General features: G+C 65.2%; 17 protein-coding genes. 13 read left to right on the top strand and 4 right to left on the bottom strand.

Translation table 11 applies throughout. The annotated features are described in order from the left end of the window. The first annotated feature begins 11 nt into the window (after positions 1–11). From ACZ0BA_RS08000 to ACZ0BA_RS07960, 9 genes are all read left to right on the top strand, one after another. Positions 12–308 carry a YciI family protein gene (locus ACZ0BA_RS08000; protein ID WP_463450787.1) on the top strand — a complete coding sequence of 99 codons (297 nt, stop codon included), beginning with the start codon at positions 12–14 and terminating at the stop codon, positions 306–308. Positions 309–475: 167 nt separating this feature from the next. Then, on the top strand, positions 476–1,219 hold the full coding sequence (locus tag ACZ0BA_RS07995; protein ID WP_463450786.1) for a GntR family transcriptional regulator: 744 nt from the start codon (positions 476–478) through the stop codon (positions 1,217–1,219). 44 nt (positions 1,220–1,263) lie between these two features. Next, on the top strand, positions 1,264–3,024 hold the full coding sequence (locus ACZ0BA_RS07990; protein ID WP_463450785.1) for a fumarate reductase/succinate dehydrogenase flavoprotein subunit: 1,761 nt from the start codon (positions 1,264–1,266) through the stop codon (positions 3,022–3,024). 10 nt (positions 3,025–3,034) lie between these two features. Beyond that, a complete protein-coding gene (locus ACZ0BA_RS07985) occupies positions 3,035–3,268 on the top strand; it encodes a 4Fe-4S dicluster domain-containing protein (RefSeq protein ID WP_090318490.1) in 234 nt (77 codons plus the stop codon). Positions 3,269–3,285: 17 nt separating this feature from the next. Next, a complete protein-coding gene (locus ACZ0BA_RS07980; RefSeq protein WP_463450784.1) occupies positions 3,286–4,698 on the top strand; it encodes an ABC transporter substrate-binding protein in 1,413 nt (470 codons plus the stop codon). Between the two features lie 55 nt (positions 4,699–4,753). Then, positions 4,754–5,578 carry an ABC transporter permease gene (locus ACZ0BA_RS07975; protein WP_463454725.1) on the top strand — a complete coding sequence of 275 codons (825 nt, stop codon included), beginning with the start codon at positions 4,754–4,756 and terminating at the stop codon, positions 5,576–5,578. Continuing rightward, complete coding sequence (locus ACZ0BA_RS07970; protein WP_463450783.1) at positions 5,575–6,408, top strand: ABC transporter ATP-binding protein; 834 nt, start codon at positions 5,575–5,577, stop codon at positions 6,406–6,408. Before ACZ0BA_RS07975 ends, ACZ0BA_RS07970 begins: the two co-directional genes overlap by 4 nt. A 26-nt stretch (positions 6,409–6,434) precedes the next feature. Then, positions 6,435–7,424, top strand: a complete 990-nt coding sequence (locus ACZ0BA_RS07965; protein WP_463450782.1) for a HEAT repeat domain-containing protein — start codon at positions 6,435–6,437, stop codon at positions 7,422–7,424. Then, the gene (locus ACZ0BA_RS07960; protein ID WP_463450781.1) at positions 7,424–7,774 is read left to right on the top strand and encodes a DUF971 domain-containing protein; all 351 of its coding nucleotides are present in this window, start codon (positions 7,424–7,426) and stop codon (positions 7,772–7,774) included. Before ACZ0BA_RS07965 ends, ACZ0BA_RS07960 begins: the two co-directional genes overlap by 1 nt. Here ACZ0BA_RS07960 and ACZ0BA_RS07955 read toward each other — a convergent pair. Both ACZ0BA_RS07955 and ACZ0BA_RS07950 read right to left on the bottom strand, forming a co-directional pair. Further along, positions 7,771–8,946, bottom strand: a complete 1,176-nt coding sequence (locus tag ACZ0BA_RS07955) for a hypothetical protein (RefSeq protein WP_463450780.1) — start codon at positions 8,944–8,946, stop codon at positions 7,771–7,773. The genes ACZ0BA_RS07960 and ACZ0BA_RS07955 overlap by 4 nt on opposite strands. A 73-nt stretch (positions 8,947–9,019) precedes the next feature. Next, positions 9,020–9,922 (bottom strand): AraC family transcriptional regulator, encoded by a 903-nt coding sequence (locus ACZ0BA_RS07950; RefSeq protein ID WP_463450779.1) that lies wholly within the window; start codon positions 9,920–9,922, stop codon positions 9,020–9,022. A gap of 99 nt (positions 9,923–10,021) precedes the next feature. Here ACZ0BA_RS07950 and ACZ0BA_RS07945 point away from each other — a divergent pair, with 99 nt between their 5' ends. The 4 genes from ACZ0BA_RS07945 to ACZ0BA_RS07930 all read left to right on the top strand — a co-directional run bounded on the left by ACZ0BA_RS07945 (position 10,022) and on the right by ACZ0BA_RS07930 (position 20,765). Continuing rightward, positions 10,022–10,765 carry an SDR family oxidoreductase gene (locus tag ACZ0BA_RS07945; protein WP_463450778.1) on the top strand — a complete coding sequence of 248 codons (744 nt, stop codon included), beginning with the start codon at positions 10,022–10,024 and terminating at the stop codon, positions 10,763–10,765. Positions 10,766–11,226: 461 nt separating this feature from the next. Next, on the top strand, positions 11,227–14,295 hold the full coding sequence (locus tag ACZ0BA_RS07940) for a di-heme oxidoredictase family protein (protein ID WP_463454724.1): 3,069 nt from the start codon (positions 11,227–11,229) through the stop codon (positions 14,293–14,295). A gap of 120 nt (positions 14,296–14,415) precedes the next feature. Then, on the top strand, positions 14,416–18,285 hold the full coding sequence (locus ACZ0BA_RS07935) for a beta-galactosidase (RefSeq protein ID WP_463450777.1): 3,870 nt from the start codon (positions 14,416–14,418) through the stop codon (positions 18,283–18,285). Between the two features lie 44 nt (positions 18,286–18,329). Beyond that, positions 18,330–20,765: a glycosyl hydrolase 115 family protein gene (locus ACZ0BA_RS07930; RefSeq protein WP_463450776.1), complete on the top strand. Its 2,436-nt coding sequence runs from the start codon at positions 18,330–18,332 to the stop codon at positions 20,763–20,765. A 29-nt stretch (positions 20,766–20,794) separates the two neighbouring features. On the opposite strand, the gene ACZ0BA_RS07925 is transcribed toward ACZ0BA_RS07930, so the two are convergent. Then, complete coding sequence (locus tag ACZ0BA_RS07925) at positions 20,795–22,351, bottom strand: TerC family protein (RefSeq protein ID WP_463450775.1); 1,557 nt, start codon at positions 22,349–22,351, stop codon at positions 20,795–20,797. Between the two features lie 92 nt (positions 22,352–22,443). Continuing rightward, a complete protein-coding gene (paoC, locus tag ACZ0BA_RS07920) occupies positions 22,444–24,645 on the bottom strand; it encodes an aldehyde oxidoreductase molybdenum-binding subunit PaoC (RefSeq protein ID WP_463450774.1) in 2,202 nt (733 codons plus the stop codon). Positions 24,646–24,648 lie beyond the last annotated feature (3 nt).

Below are 24,648 nucleotides of genomic sequence, written 5' to 3'. Positions count from 1 at the left end.
CGGAAACGACCATGAAATACTACCTGTGCAAATATATTCCGCCGCGCGCCGACTTCCTGTCGACGATGTCGGCCGACGAGAAGCAATGGATGGCGGAACACGGCAACTATCTGAATCTGTTGCTTGAGCAAGGCCTGATCGTCGCCCACGGCCCGGTGATGGACCCGGCCGGCGGCTACGGACTATCGCTGTACCGGATCGACGACAAGCAGGATATTGCCCTGTTGACGGCTGCCGATCCCATCGTGAGGAACGGCGTCGGCCACTACGAACACCATCCGATGCTTCATCTCGCTACGCGCGGCTAGCGGGCCATACTTGCCGGCGGGCGGAAGCCTCCCCCGCCCCGACGCAAAAGTTTTTGCATAAGCAAACACACAATCATTCGTTCACACACCGAAACGGCCTCGATAGACTGCAAGCTCTTTCGATAGTTATAACCTGTTATGACAGGTTATGCCGCCCAGGTGAACCGATGACCAATTTCCGTACTGTTGAGCTGTCCCCCGTCCCGCTGTACACGCAGGTGAAGGAAAACCTGCGCGAGCGCATCCTCGACGGCAGTTACCCCGCGCACGCCAAGCTGCCCGCCGAGAGCGAGCTGAGCACGATCTTCGGCGTCAGCCGCATCACCGTGCGCCAGGCGCTCAACGACCTGCAAAAGGAAGGCGTGATCTTCAAGATCCCCGGCAAGGGTACCTTCGTGTCCAAGCCCAAGGCGTTCCAGCAACTGACCCAGCTGGAAGGCTTTGGCGAAGCCATGGGCCGCATGGGCTACGAGATCTACAACCAGGTCACCAGCCACAAGACCATCGCCGCGCCGGCCCACGTGGCGCAGCGCCTGGGCTTGGCCGCCGGCGCCGACGTCGCCGAGATCAAGCGCGTGCGCCACCTCAACCGCGAACCGGTGTCGCTGGAGGTGACTTACCTGCCGGCGGAGATCGGCGAGCGCCTGCGCCGCGAAGACCTGGCCGGGCGCGACATCTTCCTGATCCTGGAAAACGACTACGGCATCGCGCTGGGCCGGGCCGACCTGCAGATCGACGCCATGCTGGCCGACGACACGCTGGCGCACGCGCTGCGCATCGAGGCGGGCACGGCGCTGCTGCGCATCGAGCGCCTGACCCACGCGGCCGACGGCACGCCGCTCGACTTCGAATACCTGTATTTCCGTGGCGACGCCTTCCAGTATCGCCTGCAGATCGCGCGCCGAGGCTGAGCGCCTCAGCCACCCTTGTCCCTGTTCACATGGAGCACACCACTATGCAAACCATCATCGAAACCGTCGACGTGCTGGTGATCGGCGGCGGCACCGCCGGCCCGATGGCCGCCGTCAAAGCCAAGGAAGCCAACCCGCAGTTGCGCGTGCTGCTGCTCGAAAAGGCCCACGTCAAACGCAGCGGCGCCATCTCGATGGGCATGGACGGGCTGAACAATGCAGTCGTGCCGGGCTTCGCCACACCAGAGCAATATGTGAAGGAGATCACCACCGCCAACGACGGCATCGTCAACCAGCGCACGGTGATGGCCTACGCCGAAAACAGCTACCCGATGATCGAGGAACTGGACCGCTGGGGCGTCAAGTTCGAAAAGGACGAGACCGGCGACTACGCGATGCGCAAGGTGCACCACATGGGCACGTATGTGTTGCCGATGCCCGAGGGTCACGACATCAAGAAGGTGCTGTACCGTCGCCTGAAGCGCCAGCGCGTGGAGATCAGCAACCGCCTGGTGGCCACGCGGCTGCTGACGGCGGCCGACGGCAGCATCGCCGGCGCCATGTCCTTCGATTGCCGCACCGGCGACTTCCACGTGATCCGCGCCAAGGCCGTGGTGCTAGCCACCGGCGCCGCCGGGCGCCTGGGGCTGCCGGCCTCCGGCTACCTGTTCGGCACCTACGAAAACCCGACCAACGCCGGCGACGGCTACAGCATGGCCTACCACGCCGGGGCGGAGTTGTCGGGCATCGAATGCTTCCAGATCAATCCGCTGATCAAGGACTACAACGGCCCCGCATGCGCCTATGTGACCGGCCCGTTCGGCGGCTTCACCACCAACAACAAAGGCGAACGCTTCATCGAATGCGATTACTGGAGCGGCCAGATGATGCAGGAGTTCTACAACGAACTGCAAGGCGGTAACGGCCCGGTATTCCTCAAGCTCGACCACCTGGCCGAGGAAACCATCAGCACCATCGAGACGATTTTGCACACCAACGAGCGGCCGAGCCGTGGCCGCTTCCACGCCGGACGCGGCACCGACTACCGCGAGCACATGGTGGAGATGCATATTTCCGAGATCGGCCTGTGCAGCGGACACTCGGCGTCCGGGGTCTGGGTTAACGAGCATGCCGAGACGACCGTGGCCGGCTTGTACGCGGCCGGCGACCTGGCCTGCGTGCCGCACAACTACATGCTGGGCGCCTTCGTGTACGGCAAGCTGGCCGGCGAGAGCGCGGCGCGCCGTTGCGCCGACATCGAACTGGCGCCGCTCGACGAGGCCCAGGTCGAGGCCGAGCGGGCGCGGGTGTGGGCGCCGCTGGACCGCGTCGACGGCTTGCCGCCGGCGCAGGTGGAATACAAGCTGCGCCGCATGGTCAACGACTACCTGCAACCGCCGAAGGTGACGCGCAAGATGGAGATCGGCCTGACCCGCTTCGAGGCCATTCGCGCCGATCTGGACCGCTTGTCGGCCGCCGGCCCGCACGAGCTGATGCGCGCGCTGGAGGTGCACGCGATCCGCGATTGCGCCGAGATGGCGGCGCGCGCCTCGCTGTTCCGCACCGAGAGCCGCTGGGGCTTGTATCACAACCGCGTCGACCATCCCGAACGCAACGACGCCGACTGGCTGTGTCACGTTCAAGTGAAGAAGGTGGACGGCGAGATGACCTGCTTCAAGCGTCCGCTGGAGCCGTACATCGTCGCCCTCGACGAGCAGGAAAAGCAGGCTTATCAACGACTTCGGATTGGTAAGGACAGCATCATCGCGCACGCCGTCCCGCAAGCCGAAGCGCTTGCCGTTTAAGGAGAACACCATGCCCATCGCATTGAACCCAAGCAGCGTGCCGGTCCGTGTCAACGAAGAGTTGTGCATCGCCGACAAGGGCTGCACCGTGTGCGTCGATGTCTGCCCGCTCGACGTGCTGGCGATCGACTTCACCAAAGGCAAGGCATTCATGAAGTTCGACGAATGCTGGTACTGCATGCCATGCGAAAAAGATTGCCCGACCGGCGCCGTCACGGTCGATATCCCCTACCTGTTGCGCTGACCTTACTGGAGATTGACATGAGTTTGCATCGCCTTCTACCTGCCGTCCTGCTGGCCGCCCTGGGCTCCGGCGCCGTCCACGCCGAAACCATCCGCATCGCCATCGGCACCCAGGACACGACCATCAACTGCGCCACCGGCGGCCTGCTGATCCGCGAACTGAAGCTGCTGGAGAAATTCCTGCCACGCGACGGCAAATACAAGGACGCGCAATACGAGATCGTCTGGAAAAACTTCACCTCCGGCGCGCCGCTGACCAACGAGATGGTCGCCGGCAAGCTCGATATCGGCTCGATGGCCGACTTCCCCGGCTCCTTCAACGGCGCCGCGTTCGAGAAGGCGGGCAAGAAGAGCCTGTTCATCACCGTGCTCTCGGCCAGCGTGCAAGGCAGCGGCAACGGCATTGTCGTGCCCAAGGCGTCGACGGTACAGTCGCTGGCGGAGCTCAAGGGGAAAACCATCTCGGTGCCGTTCGCCTCCACCGCGCACGGCATGCTGCTGCGCGCCATCAAGGCGCAGGGCTGGGAACTGGACAAGGACATCACCGTCGTCACCCAGGCGCCGGAAGTGGCCGGCTCTGCGCTCCAAAGCAACAAGATCGACGCCCACGCCGATTTTGTGCCGTTCGCCGAACTGTTCCCGCACCGTGGCTACGCCCGCAAGATCTTCGACGGCTCGCAGGCCAAGTCCCCCACCCTGCACGGCAGCCTGGTCGATGCCTCGTACGCCGCCAAGTATCCCGAGATCGTCACCGCCTTCCTGCGTGCCGCCATCGAGGCCGACCGCCTGATCGCCGCCGAGCCGGAGAAGTACAGCGAGCTGATCGCCAAGGTCACCGGCATCGAGGCCGAGGTCGATTACCTGTTCCACGGCCCGCTGGGCTTGCAGACGCGCGACTTCAGCTGGAAACCGGAATACCGCCAGGCGGTCAAGACCTCGATCGAGACGCTGCGCTTGATGAAGCGCACCGACAACGACCTCGACGTCAACACCTTCATCGACGACCGCTACATCCGCGCCGCCTTCAAGCAGGCCGGGCTCGACTACGACGCCCGCTTGAAGAACTACGATCGCCTGCCGCTGGTGGCCAAGGACGCCGCCACCGGCAAGCCGATCACCGACTTTTCGCGCCTGGTGCAGGTTTGGGTGGACGGCGAGCCGCTGGTGCGCCACTACACCAGCGCCGACGCCGCCTTCATCGCGCTGCGCAAGCTCGAAAAGGACGGCAAGAAGGTGCGCGTGGTCTACGCCCACGACCGCGACAGCGGCCTGAAGCTGTTTGCCCGCGACGCCTGGTTCGTCACCGCCAAAGGCGATACCAGCGCCTTCCTGACCCGCGCGTCGGCCGATGCCTGGGCCGCGCGCAACGGCGGCTCCGTGCTCGACTTCGCCGCCGCGCGCGGCAACACGCCCGCGCTCGCGGCAAAATAGGAGCACGCCGATGGACAGCACACAGCAAGCCCCGGGCGGCGGCCTCGCGCTCGGCATGACATCGGGCCCAGGCGCCGGTACCAGATTGGGTGCCGGATTGAGCGCGGGCGCCGCCCGCTGGGCCGCCGGCGCCACCTCGCTGGTGATGTGTCTGCTGGCCTGGCAATGGGCCTCGGCCAGCCACCTGAACCTGGGCCTGGTAACGTTTCAAAACGTACCGCCGCCGACCGAGGTCGCGCAGGCCGGCTGGTCCTTGCTGCAATCGCCGCAGTTGCTGGGCCACCTGAAGGCCAGCGTGGCGCGCGTGTTCAGTGGTTTTCTGGTCGCCGCGCTGGTCGGCATCCTGCTTGGCCTGGCCATCGGCCGCTCGCGCCGTCTGGAGAACTGGCTGATGCCGCCGCTGGAAATGCTGCGCCCCATTCCGGCCGTGGCCTGGATACCGCTGGCGATCCTGATGTTCCCGTCGTCGGAGCTGTCGATGGTGTTCATCACCTTCACCGGCGCGCTGTTCCCTATCCTGCTCAACACCGTGCACGGCGTCGAGAACATCGATCCGCGCCTGGTCGCCTCGGCCCGCAGCCTGGGCGGCGGCCGGCGCGCCATCTTTACCGAAGTGGTGTTGCCGGGCGCCGCGCCCAGCATCGTCACCGGCCTGTCGATCGGCATGGGCACCGCGTGGTTCTGCCTGGTCACGGCCGAGATGATCTCCGGCCAGTTCGGCATCGGCTACTACACCTGGGCGTCGTACACGATCCAGAACTACGCCGACATCGTCGTCGGCATGCTGGTCATCGGACTGCTGGGTATGGGCAGCAGCGCCTTGGTCAAAACCATCGGCCAGGTCCTGATGCCCTGGCACCAAACGGAGGGCAAGCCATGAGCGTCGGACAGATCACCATCGACAAACTGCATCTGCGCGTGGGCCACGGCGCCCAGGCGTTCGAGGCGGTGCAGGACGTCAGCCTGACGATGCAGCCGGGCGAGTTCGTCTGCCTGCTGGGCCCGTCCGGCTGCGGCAAATCGACCTTGCTCGGCGCGCTGGCCGGCCACCTGCGGCCGAGCCGTGGCGCCATCACCGTCGACGGCCGCGCCATCGACGGCCCGCATGCCGAACGCGGGCTGGTCTTCCAGCACCACACGCTGTTCCCGTGGCGCAAAGTGGTCGACAACGTCGCCTTCGGCCTGAAGATGCAAGGCGTGGCGCGCGCCGAGCGCCGCCGCCGCGCGCTGGAGCTGCTGGCCATGGTGGGACTGGAGGCGTTTGCGGAGCACTACCCGGCGCAGCTGTCCGGCGGCATGAAGCAGCGCGTGGAAATCGCCCGCGTGCTGATCAACCATCCGCGCGTGATGCTGATGGACGAGCCGTTCGGCGCGCTCGACGCGCAAACCCGGCTGATGATGCAGCAACTGCTGCTGGATTTATGGGCGCGCATCCGCACCACCATCGTCTTCATCACGCACGACATCGACGAGGCGCTGTTCCTGGCCGACCGCGTGCTCGTGATGAGTCCGCGTCCGGGCCGCATCATCGAGCAGATCGCGGTGCCCTTCCCGCGTCCGCGCGACGCCTCGCTGGTGACCTCGCCGGAGTTCACCGCGCTGAAGCGCCGCTGCCTGCAACTACTGCATCCGGCCAATACCGAGCTGCCACTGGAACGCCTGACGCCGCTGGGCGCCCCGACCATGCGCCACCTGCAATTTGCCATATAACCGATGCTCCAATCAAAACGGACAACATGACTACCACCGACAACGACCTCGCATTGCGCGAACGCCTGACCGACCCCGACGCCACCGTCCGCCGCATCGCCCTGCTGGACCTGGCCGACTGGGCCGGCGACGAACACGCCGACCTGTTCATCGAAGCGCTGCGCGACACCGACGCCGCCGTGCGCGCCGAAGCCGCACGCGCGCTGGAAGGCTTCGAAAGCCCGGACGGCGTGGCCGGCCTCGCCCTGCTGCTTGGCGATCCGGAACCCGGCGTGCGGCAAGCCGCAGCCCAAAGCCTGAGCGAAGTAAAACAGCCGGATAGCGCGCGGGTGCTGCTGCCCCACCTCGAACACGCCGACGCGTTTGTGAAGACCGCGATACTGCGCGCGGTGCGCGAACTGCGCTCGCCGCACAGCTACGCACCGGCGCTGGCGGCGCTGGCCGATAACGACGCGGCGGTTCGGCGCGAAGCCGTGGCCGTGCTGGGCTATCTGAAACAAGCCGACGCCCTTCCCGCGCTGACCGCGCTGATCGGCGGCGACGTCGACCCGGAAGTGCGCCGCGCGGCGGTGGGCGCGGCCGGCTACGGCGCAGGTACGGCGACCGCCGCAGCCTTGCTGGCGGCCCTGCGCGATCCGGTGTGGCAAGTGCGCGAGGAAGCGGCGACGACCCTGGGCAAGCTGTCCGGGCTGCGGGATGGCGCTGACGCCGACACGCTGTCGGCGGTCGGCGCCGCGTTGATGGAAGCGCTGGACGACAGCTACTGGCAGATCAGGCTGCGCGCCGCGCGCAGCCTCGGGCGCTTGAAGTACGCGGGCGCGCTGCCGGCGCTGCTGCCGGTGCTGACCCACGCGATCAGCAACCTGCGCAAGGAAGCGGCGCTGGCATTGGGTGAACTGGGCGACGCCGCGGCGCTGCCGGCGCTTGAGCCGGTTGCGGCCGATCCCGATCCCGAAGTGCGCAAGGCCGCGCGGCTGGCGCTGGAACAGATCCACGCCGCCACGCGGAGACATTGATGGACTACCCGAGCGAAATCAGCAACGACCGCACCGAAAGAATGCTGACGATCGTGTGGCAGGACGGCGTCCGGCAGCAATGGCCGCACGCGCTGCTGCGGGCGCGCTGCAAATGCACGCAATGCGAATCGCGCCGCTTGCTCGACCTCGCGCCCGCGCCGTCCACCGGACTAGCGCGGGTGGAGCAGCTGCACCTTGTCGGCAACTACGGCGTGCAGTTGATCTTCGATGACGGACACGCGCGCGGCATCTATCCGTGGCCGTATTTGCGCTCCGACATGCAAGTTGTCGCGTTTACGCCCAACCGGCTCAATAGTACGGGGGCGTCGCCGCCGCGCGGCCGGGGTTAAATTGGCGCGGTCACTTTCGCCAGCCTGCGGTCGCGCATTCCTCGCCGTACCCTTCTTGCCAGGCGCGACGCAATGGCCGAGAACGCATACGCGTACAGGTAAATTGCCACCACCGTCGCGCAAAACATCGCGAACGCGGCGGCGCCAGGCTGGCCACCGATCGGCACGTGAAACTCCGCCGAGGCGACCGCGACGACGAACATCATGAATGGAAAATGCGTCGTGAATAACACAAAGCTGGCGCCGCTGAACCAGCGGTTGAGGCGCCACGCGCTCCAGCGCAACCACAAGATCGGCGCCTGCTTCGCGCCCGCCATCAGCCAGGACACGGTCAGCAGCGCGAAACTGGCGCCGAACAGCAAGTCGAGCGCCATGCGGGCCCACGGTATCAACGCCGCCGGCACTTGCTCGACGTGCGCGCCACCCCAGCGTGACACCAGCATGCCGATGACGAAGATCGGCATGCCATAGCGGCGCCGGAAGCGCACCCGGGTATTGTGGCCCAGCCAGCCGACACCGGTCCCCATGATCCACAACAGCAAGTAGCCGAGGAACTCCGGCGCCAGCACACATCCAGCACAGGCCACTGCGATGGCGGCGACCCAGCCCAGCGTCCAGCTGCGTTTGCCGAACACGAACAGCGCGGTCAACGCGAAGTAGGCCCAGCATTCGTAGGCCAACAGATACAACATCGTGTTGCTGCCCAGGCCGGGGACCACGAAGCGCTGGAGCATCAGCATGTTTCCGGCGAAAGCCCCAAGGTCGAGGCTGGGCGAGAACATGGTGAAATAGGCGTAGACCTCGGGCAGCGCCAGCGCGCGGGTGCCAAGAAAGTCTAACATGGCGCCGAGTAGCAAGGCCGGCGTCAGCAGGCAATAAAACCAGGTCGCGCGGCGCAACAGATCGGCCTCCGGGTCGATGCCGCTATTCCAGCGGTGGATCGACAGCCCGCCCAGCGCCACGCCGCTGATGACCATGTACATAACGAACGCTTCGTGGCCCAGGCTGGTGACGAAGTAAAACAATGTCAGCACCAAGCTCTTTTCCGGCACCTCAGGATAGCCGGCGAACAGCAGGAAGCGCACGTGGTAAATCACCGCCATGCCCGCCGCCAGCAGCCGCATCAGATTGACGCGGGCCTGGAAACCACTGTTGACTTGCGCCGCCATCATGTCGCTCCTTGATCATGGTCACAAGGGTTGACGTTAGCGCAAAAGGCGGCCGTGTCTTTGATTTACATCGTGCTCAGTCGGGTAGTTCGCGCGCGTAGCGCATCGGCGGCAAGCCGACGTGGCGCGCAAAGGCGACGCTGAACGCGCTGGCCGAGCCGTAGCCGACCCGCCGCGCGACATCGGCGACGCCGCCCTCCTGACGCCGCAGCAGGTGCTTGGCCCATGCCATGCGCCAGGCCAGCAAATATTCCATCGGCGCGACGCCGACCGCGCGGCTGAAACGCTCGAAAAACGCCGAACGCGACATCGCCGATTCCTTGGCCAGCTGCGCCACCGTCCACGGCCGCGTCATGCTCTCGTGCATCTGGCGGATCGCGACGGCCAAGCGTTCATCGGCCAGTCCGCGCAGCAGGCCCGGCGAGGCGCCGGTCTGCGCCGACGAGCGCAACGCTTCGATCATCAGCACTTCCAGCAAGCGGGCCAGGACGACGTCGCGCGCGGGCCGTCGGGCCCGCGATTCGTCGCCGACCAGTTCGACGAGGGTGGCCAGACGCCGGTCGCCGCGCACATGCACCAGTTGCGGCAACAGCGACACCAGCAACGCGGCGTCCGGGGAATCGAAGGCGCAGTGGCCGATCAGCAACTGCACGTCCGCAGGACCATCCTGCCGGCCATGCCGGAACCCGCCATGCGGCTGCGGCACCGGTTCGGTGTCGGCGTCCGCCGGCGTCACCGGCTCGCGGCTGGACATCGTGAAGCTATGCGCGGACGGGATCAGCACAAAATCGCCCCGCAGCAGCTCGATCGGCTGCTGCTCGCCGACGGTGAGCTGGCAGGCGCCTTCCATCACCACGCAATAGAAAGGCTGCCCGGACTCGACACGGCGCACGCGCCAGGGCCCGGCCGCGTCGACCACCTTTGAAAAACGCGCCTGCGGTTGGAGCAGCGAAACGACTTCCGCCAAGGGATCAATCATGTTTGGACTCCTGCGAATGGAAAGCGGACTATCGATTATAGCAAGTCCGGCCACGACAGCCTATAGTTCACTTCCCATCACCGACCACAGGAGTTATTCATGAAAACCGTTCTGATTACCGGTTGCTCGTCCGGCTTCGGCCTCGAAACCGCCCGCTATTTCCTCGAGCGCGACTGGAACGTCGTCGCTACCATGCGCACCCCGACGCCCGATCTGCTGCCGCACTCCGACCGGCTGCGTGTGATCGCGCTCGATGTGACCGACGCCGACAGCATCCGTCTAGCGATCGAGGCGGCGGGACCGATCGACGTACTGGTCAACAACGCCGGCTTAGGTTTGTTGGGTGCGCTGGAGGGCACGTCGATGGCCAGCGCGCGCCTGATCTTCGAGACCAACACGCTTGGCACCATCGCGATGACACAGGCGGTGCTGCCGCAGTTCAGGCAGCGCAAGGCCGGCGTGGTCGTCAACGTCACGTCCGCCGTCACGTTGCTGCCGCTGCCCTTGCTGCAGGTGTACACGGCCAGCAAGGCGGCGGTCAACGCCTTTACCGAATCGCTGGCGCTGGAACTTGAGCAGTTCAATGTGCGCGTGAACCTGGTGCTGCCGGGCCGCGCACCGGAGACCAGTTTTGGCGAAAATGCCCGGGCACACATGGAAGGCGCCATTCCCGAAGCCTATGCCGACATGGCGCAGGGCGTGTTCGCCGCATGGGAGGAGCAAACCGCAGTGACGCGGGCGGTGGATGTGGCCGAAGCGGTATGGCGGGCGGCCAACGATGCGTCGTCGCCCCGGCGCTTCCCCGCCGGCGCCGATGCAGTGGCGATGGCCGAGGCAAATTAATCTTGCAAATTGATTTGAATTAAGCCCGGACGCCGGCATGGGGGTGTTAGTTCGCCCCCACCCGGCTTTCATGACATTTTTATGACACGCCTTGACACACCGGTCGACACAAGATATCTTCAGCAACGTTGCTCAATCGAAATTTTTGTAACCAACTAGTTGTGACGAGCCGCCATCCGGCACGTTGCGACAGGGCCTGCAATCGCACCGGGATCAGGCCTTTAGCCACTGCTGATGGAAACGTTTCCATGTGCTGGATCGTTATCACGGCCAACCATACAAAAGGGACTGCAATGTATCGCTCGCCGCGTCGCCACCAACCCAACCTGCGAGCCTTGCGCAGCCTCCCCACCCAAGCACTGCCGCTGGCCTTGACTGCATTGCTCACCGCAGTGCTGACCGCTTGCGGCGGCGGAGGCGGCGAAGATACCGCCCAGTCCGGCCCACGCACCTTGAGCGCCATGAAGATGCAAGGCGCCGCGGTCTCGGCGGAAGTGGCGCTGACGCCGGTCAACGCCAGCGCCAGCTCCGCCGAACGCGGCGACCTGTCCGCCGCCGGCGCGATCGATCACAACAACGGCACCCGTTGGGGCAGCGGCTTTACCGACGACCAGTACCTGACCTTGGACTTCGGCAAGACCGAAGTCATCACCCGCGTGCGCATCGATTGGGAGAACGCCCACGCCGCGCAATATCTACTGCAAGTGTCCGACGACAACGCCACCTGGCGCACGATCAAAAGCATCGACGACAGCCAGGGCGGCACCGAGGATTTGACCGGACTGAACGGCCAAGGGCGTTATCTGCGGATCAAGGGCGTCAAACGGTCCACGCAGTACGGCTATTCGATCATCGAGGTGCAGGCGTTCTCTGGCACGCCGGGGACGGCGCCGACCGATCCCGCCCCGACCACCCCGCTGCCTTACGACCCAACCCAGCCTGGCGTAAACGTCAAGCCGGTCGCGGCCACCTCGTCCAAGCTGGAGAATCCCGGGCTGACGGCCGCCATGGCCGTCGACGGCAAGACCAACACGCGCTGGGCCAGCGCGTTCGAGGACGGCGCCTGGATCCAGTTCGACTTCGGTGCGAAAACGCCGATCGGCTACATGAAGCTGCTTTGGGAGAACTCCTACGGCAAGCAATACAACCTGCTGGTTTCCGACGACGGCCAGAACTGGACCTTGCGTCGCGCGGTCGCCAACGGCCAGGGCGGCACCGAGGAATTCTTCAATCTCAGCATCGACGCCCGCTATGTGCGCCTGCAGGGCGTGGCTCGAGCCAGCCAGTATGGCTACTCGCTGTACGAAGTGGAATTCAAGACGCCGGGCAGCGACAACACGCTTGCCGGCGTCGCCACGTCGCCGCTGAACTTCCCCGCCAGCGGCGCCGGTTGGGCTCCCCTGCCCTCGTCGGACCAGCCCCTCGAAACGCTGCAATTCACGCTGGCCGACGGCACCCTGGTCACCCGCTTCGGCGCGCGCGGCCTGGCCCGCCACGGCCGCGAGCGCGGCGAGGAATGGAACGAGATTGGCTACGGCCCCAACGAGACGGTCGATCCGGTTACCGGCCTGCCGCTCGACAAGGGGCCGGGGAACTACCTGACCTTCGTGCCGCAGTACTTCAAGAACCGCACCTGGGGCGTGGAGATCATCGACAACAGCCGCGTGGCCGGCGTCACCAAGCCGACGCTGACCGTGAACCAGTACACCACGGTCGACTTCCTGAAAGGCGGCGTGGCTTTCTTCCGTGGCTTCGACCGTCCCGGCGTGACCGGCTACGGCTGGATGGCGCCGGGCCAGCTGGTGGACGACAATGTCGCCATCTGCAAGCCGGTGGCCTACCCGCTCAACGGCAAGCTGACCAACGCCAACGGCATCAACAACGGCTGCACCATCCGGGTCGACAACTATCCCGGCCACGCCGGTCTCGGCGCCGACGGCCTGCCCAACGGCACCACCGTCAAAGGCCGCCCGCTGGTGGCCGGCGATGTCATCGAAGTGTCGCCGTCGATGTTCAGCACGGCCGAGGCGATGGCCGCCAAGGGTGACAACGGCGGCGTGCGCTACTACTCGTATGAATGGGCCTATGTGGTCGGCGCCGGCCTCAAGCCGTGGTACGGCGTACAGCCGCGCCTGAACACGATTCCCTTGCCTGAGGAGACGCTGTCCGGCGGCGCCGGTTCGGTCTCCTATAATTACTCGGACAACGGCTTGTTCATGTTCCAGCAGCCGCACAACAACGTCGGCATGCAGAACATGCAGCGCTTCGTCGAAGGTCGCCGCCTGGTGCACACCAACTTCACCACCGGCGACCACAACGAACCGGGCAACGACCGCTACGCGCAGGCCGTGGGCCTCCAGGGCACGCGCTTCAACCAGTCCGTCTGCATCGCCTGCCACGTCAACAACGGTCGCAGCCCGGCGCCGGCAGCGATCAACCAGCGGCTCGACAGCATGTCGATCCGCGTCGCCACCACCAACAGCAGCGGCCAGCAAGTGCCGCATCCGCAATACGGCACCGCGGTCCAGATGAACGCGATGTCGTCGACCGGCAAGCCGCAGAACTGGGGCAACGGCGTGCGGGTGGCCGGCTTCGAGACCCGTTCGGTCAAGCTGGCCGATGGCGCCACGGTTGAACTGCGCAAGCCGACGCTGGCGTTCGAAGGCGCGACGCCGGACATCTTCTCGCTGCGCGCGGCCCAGCCGATGATCGGCGCAGGCTTGCTTGAAGCGATCCCGGAGGCGACCATCCTGGCGCTGGCCCGTTCGGCGCCGGATGCCGACGGCGTCAAAGGCGTGGTCAACTACGTCTTCGACCCGGAAAGCGGCGCCGTGCGCGTCGGCCGCTTCGGCTGGAAGGCGGCCAAGGCGAGCTTGCGCCAGCAGTCCGCCGAAGCGCTGCTGCTCGACATGGCGGTGACCTCGCCGGTCTACCGCAGCCGCGACTGCATCAACGGCCCGGTCGCCTGCCGCGCCGGTGCCGCCCAGGCCGGCATCACCGAGGCCGATCTGCAATCGATCTCCAACTATCTGTCGCTGGTGGCGGTGCCGGCCCAGCGCAGCGTCGCCAGCGGCTTCCCGAAAGGCGTCGCGCCGCTGGACGAGCATCGCGTCGATGCGCAACAGGTCGCGGCTGGAGCCAGGCTGTTCCAGGGCATGCGCTGCGTGGCCTGCCACACGGCCGAGATCAAGACCGGTTCCGGCCATCTGTTCGCCGAGCTGCGCAACCAGACCATCCGCCCCTACACCGACTTGCTGCTGCACGACATGGGCGCGGGGCTGGCCGATAGGTTTACCGAGGGCCAGGCCAAGGGCGCGATGTGGCGCACCGCGCCGCTGTGGGGCATCGGCTATACCGACAAGGTGATGGGCGGCGGCGGCCAGGCCGGCTATCTGCACGACGGCCGCGCCCGATCGCTGACCGAGGCCGTGCTGTGGCACGGCGGCGAGGCGGACCGTTCGCGGCAGCGCTTCGAGGCGCTGTCGAAGGCCGACCGCGACGCCGTGCTGGCGTTCCTGAAGTCGCTGTAACGCCGGCGAGGCGGCGACGGGCGTCGATCACGAATCACTCAACTTCTTGATTGACGGACACGTCGCCGTCCTGGCATATGGATTTATGATGTGGGGTTCTTACCTCACTGAAACAAGTCCATGCTGAACCTTCCACGCATCGCTAGAAAAACCATCGCCGGCATCGGCGGCGCGGCCTTGGCGCTTGGCTGCGCCGCCCAGGAACTGGGCATTCCGCAGGCATCCGACGCCGACCGGCAAACCAGCGCGGCGCGCGGCGGCGTGGCGGACAACGCGGCTTTCCTGATGGCCAGTTTCAACAGCACGTCGGACAATTGGCTGAGTTTATTCTCGTCGACGGACGGCGTCACCTTCACGTCGCTCGCTTCCGATGCGTACCGGCCGCCGGCCGGGCTGATACGCGATCCGGCGATCGTTCGCCATCGCGACGGCTACTATTATGTGTTGTACGCTACCGGCGCCGACAGCGCCGAGCTCGGACTGACCCGCTCAAAGGACCTGAAACACTGGGAGTTCGTCCGCAACGTGCCGCTGGCATTGCCGGGCAACGCCCAAGCCGTCGCGCCGGAATGGTTGCGCGACAAAGACGGCGCGTTGAAGGCCATCGTCTCGCGCGCCAGCGGCGGCAGCTACGTCGTAACACCAAACGCCGACCTCAGCGCCTGGTCGGCGCCGCAACCATTGCAGGGTTTACCGGACAACTATGTCGATACGATAGTCGCGGTCACCGATTCCGGCTACACCGCCCTTGCCCGCAACAGCGCCACCGGCCTGATCGAAATGGCCAGCGCCACATCGCTGCAAGGCCCGTGGAGGGTCGACAAGCAAGGCGACTGGGCCAACTGGGGCGCCACCAGCGGCGCCCACTCGCTGGTCAAGCTGCCCGGCGGGCAATGGCGTCTGTATTTTGGCGACGCCGCGCCCGGCCGCCGCTGGTATTCCGACAGCCAGGATGGCTTGCGCACCTGGAGCGCGTCCCGGCAACTGGGTGGCGTGTCCGGCATCGTCAAGCAAGCCTCTGTGCTGGTCGAGGACCGCAAGGCGTTGGCGCAAGTCACCAAGCCTAAGGGGCAGCCAAAAAAAGTCAGCTGGGATGAGCACTCGATGCTGATCGACGGTAAGCGCGTGGTCGTCTGGTCCGGCGAAATCCACCCGTTCCGCTTGCCCAATCCTTCGCTGTGGCGCGACGTTATCCAGAAGATGAAGGCGCTCGGCTTCAACGGCGTGGCCTTCTATTTCGACTGGGGCTATCACTCCAGCGCGCCCGGCGCCTACGATTTCTCGCACGTGCGCAACGTCGAGCGCGCACTGGAGATCGCAGAAGAGGAAGGCATGTACGTCATCGCCCGCACCGGCCCCTACGTGAACGCGGAGCTGACCGGCGGCGGCTATCCCGGTTGGATGTTCCGCAACCGCGCCGAGGCGCGCACCGACGATCCGGTCTACCTGGCCGCCGTCGACGAGTGGATGACGCAGATCAATGCCATTATCGGACGCCACCAGATCACCACCGGCGGCGGCAACGTCATCGCCTACCAGCTTGAAAACGAGCTGGGCAAGGTCGAGCCGAAGCACGTGCGCCACATGGAACATCTGGCAAAGAAGGCGCGCGCGGACGGCATCAGCGTGCCGTTCTTCCACAACGCCGCCGGCCGGTTGCCGGACTGGACGCCGAAAGATTCGACCGCGCCGTGGGCCAATCCCGGCCCGACCGACATGTACGCGTTCGACGGCTATCCAGGCGGCACCTGCAACGTGCATGCCGACCCGGCCGGCCCGAACAAGGCGCCGGACTGGGGAATCTACGGCAAGAATTCGCCGAAGATCGGCGCGCTGTCGTCGCCGAAGACGCCGGGATTCGCTGCGGAACTGGGTGGCGGCTGGTTCGACTACTGGGGTTCGAACGGTACCTACAATTGCACCGGCGAGCGCCAGGGCACAGGCTATCAACGGGTGTTCTACGGCACCAATCTGATCAACCGCATCACCATACACAACATCTACATGACCTTTGGCGGCACCTCGTGGGGCTGGCTGGCCGGGCCGGTGGTGTACACCTCCTACGATTACGGTGCGCCGATTTCAGAAGACCGGGGCTTGCGGGCCAAAGCCTATTCCCTGAAGCAGCAAGGCATGTTTGTGCAGGCGGCCGAGCAGGCGCTGGCCAAGATGGACAAGGGACCGGAGATCAAGACTTCGTCGGACAAGGTCAAGGTCTACCACAACGTCAATCCGGATCTGGACACGCACATCCTGTTCGCGGTCCACAGCCCTTCCGACCTGCTGACCAACGACAGCTTCACGTTCGACCTAACGACCAAGGATGGCAGCTACAAGGTGCCGCTGCGCCTGAACGGCCAGGACGCCAAGATGCTGTTGGCCGACTACAAGCTGGAACGACATCACCTGGTGTATTCAACGTCGGAAATCCAGACCCACTTCGCCAACGGCGAACGCGACATCGCGCTGCTGCACGGCCGTACCGGCGAGCCGGGCGAGACGCTGCTGCGTTATGCCAGCGCGCCCAAAGTGGAGGTCATCGAGGGCAAGGTCTCGTCCCGCTACGACAATGGCGTGCTCAAGCTCGATTACGTCCACGAAGGCCTGGCGCGCGTGCGCATTTCGGGTGGCGGCCGCACGCCGCTGCTGCTATTGCTGGCCGACGAGAAGAACAGCCTGGCCTTCTGGCCCCAGAAAACGCCGGCGGGACAGGTGCTCCAGCTCAGCGAGGCGATGGTGCGCTCGGCCAGCCTGGCCGGCGGCAAACTGGCGCTCACGGGCGATACGGCAGCCGCCAGTGAATTGCAGATTTGGGGTCCGGCGGTATCGGCGGTCAGCTTCAACGGCGAAGACGTTTCCGTGACCGTCCAGCCTGACGGCAGTCTGCGCACCGGCGCGCTCAAGGGACCGGATCCGGTGAAGCTGCCCGAACTCGGCAAGCTGGCCTGGACGCGGCGCATGGACAGTCCGGAGGCGCAGCCGAAATTCGACGACTCGGCCTGGATCAAGGCGGATAACCGCGCGTCGGCGGCGCAGACCTGGACCATGCCGGAGCGCGGTCAGCCGACCCTGGCAATGAGCGACTATGGCTTCCACCACGGCGACGTCTGGTATCGTGGCCGCGTCGATCTGGCCGATGCCAAGAGCAATCAACTGGAGCTGTTCTATGGCGCCGGTGGCGCCGGCATGCTACAGGTGTGGGTCGACGGCAAATTCGTCGGCCAGCACGAGCTCGATGTCGGACGCTCGTTCCCGGAGACCACCGACAGCGTCAAGTTCTCGTTGGGCGACAAGCTGGCGACAGGTCCACACGTGATCGCTGTCATGGTGCGCAACAACTCGCACAACTGGAACCTGATGGCGGACGACTACCACCGCGAGGCGCGCGGCTTGATTTCGGCGTCGCTGACGTCGCGCGGCGGGCAGCGCTACGCCGTTCCGATCGCATGGCGCATCCAGGGCACGCAGGGTGGCGAGAACATCGTCGACGTGGTGCGCGGGCCGATGAACAACGGCGGCCTGTACGGTGAACGCCAGGGCTGGTACCTGCCGTCCGCCGGCGGCAAGGCGTCCGATGCCGGCTGGAGCAGGGCCAAAACCGGCGACGCGCCGCCGGCGCCGGGCACCTACTGGCTGCGGACGTCGTTCGATCTCGATTTGCCGAAAGGCCACGACATCCAGCTTGGCCTGGCGTTCGGCGATACCACCAGGCCGCGCTCGGAGCGCGAAAACCGCGTGCTGATCTTCGTCAACGGCTGGAACATGGGCCAGTTCATCGCCCATATCGGCCCACAGCGCACGTTCGTGATTCCGCCGGGCATCCTTAATCCAAACGGCGCCAACACCATCGCGCTGGTGGTGACGACCGACGGCAAGCCGGGCAACGCACTGGAGCCGGTCAAGCTGGTCAACCTGCGCACCGTGCGCGGAGGCGTGCCGCTGGAGATCATGCCTGGGTCGGCTCCTGCCGCTGCCAGCGCCCAGCGATGAAATTCGGCGGCCGTTTTGCGTGCTGGGCGTTGTTTGCCGTCGTAATGCCGGCCGCAGCCGGCGAGCTGACCTTGTACGAGCAAGGCGGCCCGTCCGCTGCCATCATCCACGAGGATCAAAAGACCTATGCGCTGGCGGCGCAACTGCTGGGCCGCGACCTGCGGGCGCTGAGCGGCCAAGCGCCGCGCATCTCATCCCGATTGCAGGACTGCGGCAAAACCTGCGTGATCATCGGCGCGTACGACACGCCGCTGCTGCGCCAACTGGCCAAACGTGACCGCCTGAACCTGTCCGCCCTGCGCGGCGAGTGGGAGCGGCATAAGCGACTGGTCGTCCGCTCCAAAAAACAGAACTATGTATTGATCGCCGGGTCGGACACGCGCGGCGCCATTTACGGCGTGGTGGACCTGACGCGCGAGCTCGGCATCTCCGCTTGGGAATGGTGGGCGGACGTGACACCGCGCCGCCAGCCCCGCGTGACGATCGACGACGCCGCCGTGTTCCCGCCCGCGCCATCGGTACAGTATCGGGGCATTTTCCTCAACGACGAGGATTGGGGCCTGCAACCATGGGCGGCAAAGACCTACGATCGGAAAACCGGCGACATCGGCCCGGCCACCTACGCGCGGATCTACGAGCTGATGTGGCGCTTGAAGGCCAACACGCTATGGCCGGCAATGCACGATTCGACCAAACCGTTCTACCAGATCGACGGAAATCCGGAGATGGCGCGCGACTATGCCATCGTGGTCGGCACCTCGCACGCCGAGCCGATGATGCGCAACAACGTGCGCGAGTGGAACCTCAAAACCAACGGCCCGTTCAATTTCTTCACCAACCGCGAACGCATGATCGCTTACTGGGACGAACGTGTGCAGCAGGTCAAAGGCGACGAAACGTTGATGTCGGTCGGCCTGCGCGGCGTGCACGACAGCGCGATGGAAGGTGCCAGGACCATACCGGAGGCGCGCGACGGCGTCGAGCAGGTCATCGATATCCAGCGTAGTCTGTTGTCAAAAGCGCAGGGCCGGCCGCCGCAGCGGATTCCGCAGGTACTAACCTTGTACAAGGAAGTGCTGGACATTTACAAGGCCGGGCTGAAGGTGCCGGATGACATCAGCTTGATCTGGCCGGACGACAATTACGGCTACATCAGCCAGCTCAGCACCCCCGCCGAGGCGCGGCGGGCCGGCGGCGCCGGCGTCTACTATCATTTGTCGTATTGGGGTCGTCCGCACGATTATTTGTGGCTGGGTACGACGCATCCTTCGCTGGTGCGCGAGCAGCTGCAACGCGCCAGCCACACCGGCGCCCACAAGCTGTGGGTGGCCAACGTCGGCGATATCAAGCCGCTTGAATACCTGAGCCAGTACTTCCTCGATGTGGCCTTCGACAACAGCCTGCTGGAACAGGCGCCGAGCAAGCATATGCGTGATTGGATGGGGCGGCAATTCGGCACCGCCCGCGCGCAAGAGATCACCGACATCATGATGGAGTATTACGCGCTGGCCTGGGAGCGGCGCCCAGAGTTCATGGGCTTCGGCCAGACCGAGCCGACCACGCCGAACCGCCCGACCTCGTACCTGCGATCGGGCGGCGACGAGGCGCGGCGGCGTCTGGACCGGTACGCGGCCATCACCAGGCGGGCCAAGGCGCTGGCAGAGGCGATGTCGCCCGACCGCCGCGATGCGTTCTATGAATTGGTGCTCTATCCGGTTCGGGCAAGCGCCAACCTGAACGCGCGCATCTTGAAGCTGGAGTTGGCCGGATTACGTGAGCAGGCCGGCGCCGAAACGTATGTAGCGGAAGCGAAGGCGGCGCACCAAGCCATCATCGCCGACACCGCCGAGTACAATGGATTGGCAAACGGTAAGTGGAAGCACATGATGGATATGGCGCCGCGCAGGCTGCCAGTGTTCGCCGAGCCGGTCTGGTCTGTCACGCCGGCGCCTGATTCGGCTGCTGCGTCCACGGCTGCGGGGCTAGCGTCACGGCCACACACTGTGTCGATCGCCGCGTCCAGCGCCGCGCCGCATTCGCACTGGCAAAAAATAGATGAGCTGGGCAGCATGGGTTCGGTGCTGCGCACGTCGCTGGCCATGGCCTCCGTCCAGGCGGGTCAGGTTGCGGCGGTGGAACCGTTGGTCATCGAGTTCGACACCGATGCCGCAGGTCCGGTCGGCGTGGACGTCGTCGCCCTTCCCACCCATCCGCTAACGTCGGAAAATCAGCTCAGGCTGGGTTACAGCATCGATGACGGCCCGGTGGCGATACTCGACTACCGCACGCAAGGCCGCAGCGACGAGTGGAAGCGCAACGTGCTGAGCAACACGGCGGTGCGGTGGCTGCCGCCTCGGCAGTTCACGCCGGGCAAGCATCGGCTGCGGTTGTACGCGATGGACCCGGGTTTCATCCTGGACCGTGTCGATATCGTGCCCGATGGCGCGCTGCGTTACTACGGCGCGTCACCCCATCGCTGAGCGGTCGCTCCGCATTCTACGGCAACGTCCTATTCGGTGTCCGGCGCCGGCTGTTCGATGCGCGTCACCAACACCGTCGCGATACGGCGTTCCACTACCTCGATGACTTCGAACCGCAAGCCGTCCAGCTCGACCGCCTCGCCCACCGTCGGCAAATTGCCGATACGTTCCAACATGAAGCCGGCAAGCGACGTGTAATCGTCCTTTTCGCTGATCAGTTCGTCCGTCTCCAGCACCTGTTCCAGATAGTGCAGATCGGCCGTGCCGGCGACACGCCAGCAACCCGGGCTTTGTTCCTGCACGTCCGGCTGCTCGTCCTCGTCGGGGAACTCGCCGGCGATCGCTTCCAGAATATCGATCGGCGTCACGACGCCCTGGATGGTGCCGTACTCATCGGCGATCAGCACCAGCTGGCCGCGCGAACGCTTCAGCGTTTCCATCACCTTCAACACACCGCTCGCTTCCGGCATGATGATCGGCGGACGGATATGTTCGGGCGGAATCGCGACGCCGCGCGCCAGGTTGGCCATCAGCTCCTTGGCGCGCACGACGCCGATAATGTTGTCCAACTGCCCCCGGCTGACCGGGAAGAAACTGTGTGGCGTTTCCAGTATCTGGCCCTGGATCGTGGCCGTGTCGGCGTCCAGGTCGATCCACGAGATGTTGGAGCGCACCGTCATGATTGAGCGTACCGAGCGCTGGGAAAGGCTGAGCACGCCGCTGACCATGTTGCGCTCTTCCTGCTCGAACGCTTCCGGCAATTCCGTGCTCGTGTTTTCTTCCTCGTCGCTGCCCGAAGCAAAGCGTTTTTTGCTGCCCAGCAGACGCAACACGGCATCGGCCGTGCGGTCGCGCAACGGAGCGCGTGATTCGCTACGGACAAAGTTGCGGCGGGCCAACTGGTTCAGCGCCTCGATCACCACCGAGAAGCCGATGGCGGCATACAGATAACCCTTGGGGATGTGGAAGCCGAAGCCTTCGGCGATCAGGCTCAGGCCGATCATCAGCAGGAAACTCAGGCACAGCACGACCACGGTCGGATGGGCGTTGACGAAGCGCGTCAGCGGCTTGGACGCGAGCAGCATGACGCCCATCGAGATGACGACGGCAGCCATCATCACGCCGAGCTCGTCGACCATGCCGACGGCGGTGATGACGGCGTCGAGCGAGAACACGGCGTCCAGAACGATGATTTGGGCGACGACCGCGCCAAAGCCGGCGTAGACCTTCGAGTCGCCCTGCGCGTGCACTTTACCTTCAACCCGCTCATGGAGCTCGATCGTGGCTTTGAACAGCAGGAAGAAGCCGCCCAGTAGCAGGATCAGGTCCCGTCCGGAGAAGCTTAGCGAGGCAATCGAGAACAGCGGTTCGGTCAGGGTGACCAGCCAGGACATTACGCTCAGCAATCCCAGGCGCATCAGCATCGCCAGGCTCAGGCCGACCAGCCTCGCTTTGTCGCGCTGCTCCGGCGCCAGTTTATCGGCGAGGATCGCGATGAAGATGAGATTGTCGACGCCAAGTACGATTTCGAGAACGATTAATGCAAACAGACCGACCCAAATGTTCGGGTCGAATAGCCATTCCATGCGCTGCTTTCAGTGTTGAGAAGCGTCCATTGTAATCGATATCGGAGCCGTATCCTTGCGGTACGGCCCCGATCTATTGTCTTGCGGACACGTTACGCGGTGAGCGGCAGCTTCTCGATCAGCTTGTCGAGCGTGATCGGATAGTCGCGCACGCGCACGCCGGTGGCGTTGTACACGGCATTCGCAATGGCCGCGCCGACGCCGCAAATACCCAGCTCCCCGACGCCCTTGGCCTTCATCGGCGAGGAGATCGGATCGGTCTCCTCCAGGAAAACCACTTCCTGATGCGGAATGTCAGCATGCACCGGCACCTCGTACCCGGCCAGATCGTGGTTGACGAAGAAGCCGCCGCGCTTATCGACCACCAAGTGCTCCATCAACGCCGCGCCGGCGCCCATCGTCATCGCGCCGATCACCTGGCTGCGCGCCGACTTGGGATTGAGGATGCGTCCCGCCGCGCACACCGCCAGCATGCGGCGGATGCGTGTTTCGCCGGTGTAGGCGTCCACAGCCACTTCGACGAAGTGCGCGCCGAACGTCGATTGCTGGAACTTCTTGTCCAGATCGCCATATTCCATGGTGTCCTCGGCAACGATTTCGCCATCCTGCGCGGCTTGCTGCAAGGTCACCGACTTGCCGCCGGCACGCACCGAGCCACCGGTGAATTCGGCCTCGGCCGCGTTCAGGCCGGCTTTCTGCGCGATCGCCTCGCGCAACTTGACGCAGGCGGCGTAGACGCCAGCCGTCGAGCTGTTGGCGCCCCACTGCCCGCCCGAGCCGGCCGAGACCGGAAAATCGGAGTCGCCCAGCTTGACCACCACCTTGTCGATGGACAGACCCATCATTTCGGCGGCGGTCTGGGCGATGATGGTGTAAGTGCCGGTGCCGATATCGGTCATGTCGGTCTCGACGGTGACGATGCCTTTGCTGTCGAGGCGCACCCGCGCGCCCGACTTCATCACGATGTTGTTACGGAAAGCTGCGGCGACGCCCATGCCGACCAGCCAGCGGCCGTCGCGCACCTTGCCCGGCTCAACGCTACGCGCGCTCCAGCCGAACTTCTCGGCGCCGCTGCGCAGGCATTCAACCAGCCGCCGTTGCGAAAACTTGCGGTCCCGCTGGGCTGGATCGTGGGTGATGTCGTTGATGATGCGGAACGTCACCGGGTCCATCTTCAGCTTTTCCGCCAGCTCGTCGACGGCGATTTCCAGCGCCATCAAGCCCGGCGCCTCGCCTGGCGCACGCATCGCGTTGCCCTCTGGCAGGTCGAGAATCGACAGGCGCATCTTGGTCATGCGGTTGGCGCCAGCGTACAGCAGCTTGGTCTGGTTGACCGCTGTTTCCGGTTGGCCTTCCGGCAGGTCGCCGGACCAGCTTTCGTGACCGATCGCAGTGATCTTGCCCTCCCTGCTGGCGCCGATACGGATGCGCTGGATCGTCGCCGGCCGGTGCGTCGTGTTGTTCATCATCAGCGGCCGCTGCAGGGTGACCTTGACCGGACGGTTGGCCGCCTTGGCCCCCAGTGCGGCAAGAACCGCCTCGGCGCGCACGAACAACTTGCCGCCGAAGCCGCCACCGATGTACGGCGACACCAGCCGCACTTTTTCCTTGGGGATGCCGAGCGTCTTGGCGACGTCGCCCTGGCCCCAGGCGATCATCTGGTTCGAGGTCCAGACGGTGACCTTGTCGCCGTCCCATTTTGCGATGGACGCGTGCGGCTCCATCATCGCGTGCGACTGGTCGGGCGTGGTGTAGGTGGCGTCGAGACGCACCGGCGCCGAGGCGAAGGCGCTGGCGAAGTCGCCAACCTTGGAATCGGCGTTCTCCTTGTCCTTGTGCGGCACGCCCTTGTCCTTTTCCTTGGCCAGGTCGTAGGCGCCCTTGGCGGCGGCGTACTTGACCTGCACCAGTTGCGCGGCGGCGCGGGCCTGTTCGAAGGTGTCCGCAACCACCAGCGCGACCGCTTGGTGATAGTGCTGGATTTCCGGTCCGCCGAGCAATTTGGCGGTGTTCATCTTGCCTTTGCCCAGTTTGCCGGCGTTGTCGGCCGTGACGATGGCGATGACGCCGGGCGCGCGTTTGGCGGCCGCCAGGTCCATCGAGACGATGCGTCCCTTCGCGATGGCTGCGCCGACCACGTAGCCATAGGCGGCGTTGGGCGCGACCTCGTGCTGTTCGTAGGCGTAAGGCGCGGTGCCGGTGGTCTTGAGCGGGCCGTCGATACGATCGAGAGGCTTGCCGATGACTTTAAGCTGGTCGATCGGATTGGTGGTGGCTGGAGTGGTGAATTTCATGGC

This window comes from Duganella sp. AC917 (assembly GCF_979258245.1).
This window is presented reverse-complemented; position numbering and strand designations above follow the sequence as displayed.

Excerpts from the sequence above, each read along its gene's own strand:
- ACZ0BA_RS07930 (WP_463450776.1), top strand. The coding sequence starts at position 18,330 with ATGCCGGCCGCAGCCGGCGAGCTGACCTTGTACGAGCAAGGCGGCCCG.
- ACZ0BA_RS07960 (WP_463450781.1), top strand. The coding sequence starts at position 7,424 with ATGGACTACCCGAGCGAAATCAGCAACGACCGCACCGAAAGAATGCTG.
- ACZ0BA_RS07940 (WP_463454724.1), top strand. The coding sequence starts at position 11,227 with ATGAAGATGCAAGGCGCCGCGGTCTCGGCGGAAGTGGCGCTGACGCCG.
- ACZ0BA_RS07995 (WP_463450786.1), top strand. The coding sequence starts at position 476 with ATGACCAATTTCCGTACTGTTGAGCTGTCCCCCGTCCCGCTGTACACG.
- ACZ0BA_RS07990 (WP_463450785.1), top strand. The coding sequence starts at position 1,264 with ATGCAAACCATCATCGAAACCGTCGACGTGCTGGTGATCGGCGGCGGC.
- ACZ0BA_RS07955 (WP_463450780.1), bottom strand. The coding sequence starts at position 8,946 with ATGATGGCGGCGCAAGTCAACAGTGGTTTCCAGGCCCGCGTCAATCTG.
- ACZ0BA_RS07945 (WP_463450778.1), top strand. The coding sequence starts at position 10,022 with ATGAAAACCGTTCTGATTACCGGTTGCTCGTCCGGCTTCGGCCTCGAA.
- ACZ0BA_RS07975 (WP_463454725.1), top strand. The coding sequence starts at position 4,754 with ATGACATCGGGCCCAGGCGCCGGTACCAGATTGGGTGCCGGATTGAGC.
- ACZ0BA_RS07965 (WP_463450782.1), top strand. The coding sequence starts at position 6,435 with ATGACTACCACCGACAACGACCTCGCATTGCGCGAACGCCTGACCGAC.
- ACZ0BA_RS07980 (WP_463450784.1), top strand. The coding sequence starts at position 3,286 with ATGAGTTTGCATCGCCTTCTACCTGCCGTCCTGCTGGCCGCCCTGGGC.
- ACZ0BA_RS07935 (WP_463450777.1), top strand. The coding sequence starts at position 14,416 with ATGCTGAACCTTCCACGCATCGCTAGAAAAACCATCGCCGGCATCGGC.
- ACZ0BA_RS08000 (WP_463450787.1), top strand. The coding sequence starts at position 12 with ATGAAATACTACCTGTGCAAATATATTCCGCCGCGCGCCGACTTCCTG.
- paoC (WP_463450774.1), bottom strand. The coding sequence starts at position 24,645 with ATGAAATTCACCACTCCAGCCACCACCAATCCGATCGACCAGCTTAAA.
- ACZ0BA_RS07970 (WP_463450783.1), top strand. The coding sequence starts at position 5,575 with ATGAGCGTCGGACAGATCACCATCGACAAACTGCATCTGCGCGTGGGC.
- ACZ0BA_RS07925 (WP_463450775.1), bottom strand. The coding sequence starts at position 22,351 with ATGGAATGGCTATTCGACCCGAACATTTGGGTCGGTCTGTTTGCATTA.
- ACZ0BA_RS07985 (WP_090318490.1), top strand. The coding sequence starts at position 3,035 with ATGCCCATCGCATTGAACCCAAGCAGCGTGCCGGTCCGTGTCAACGAA.
- ACZ0BA_RS07950 (WP_463450779.1), bottom strand. The coding sequence starts at position 9,922 with ATGATTGATCCCTTGGCGGAAGTCGTTTCGCTGCTCCAACCGCAGGCG.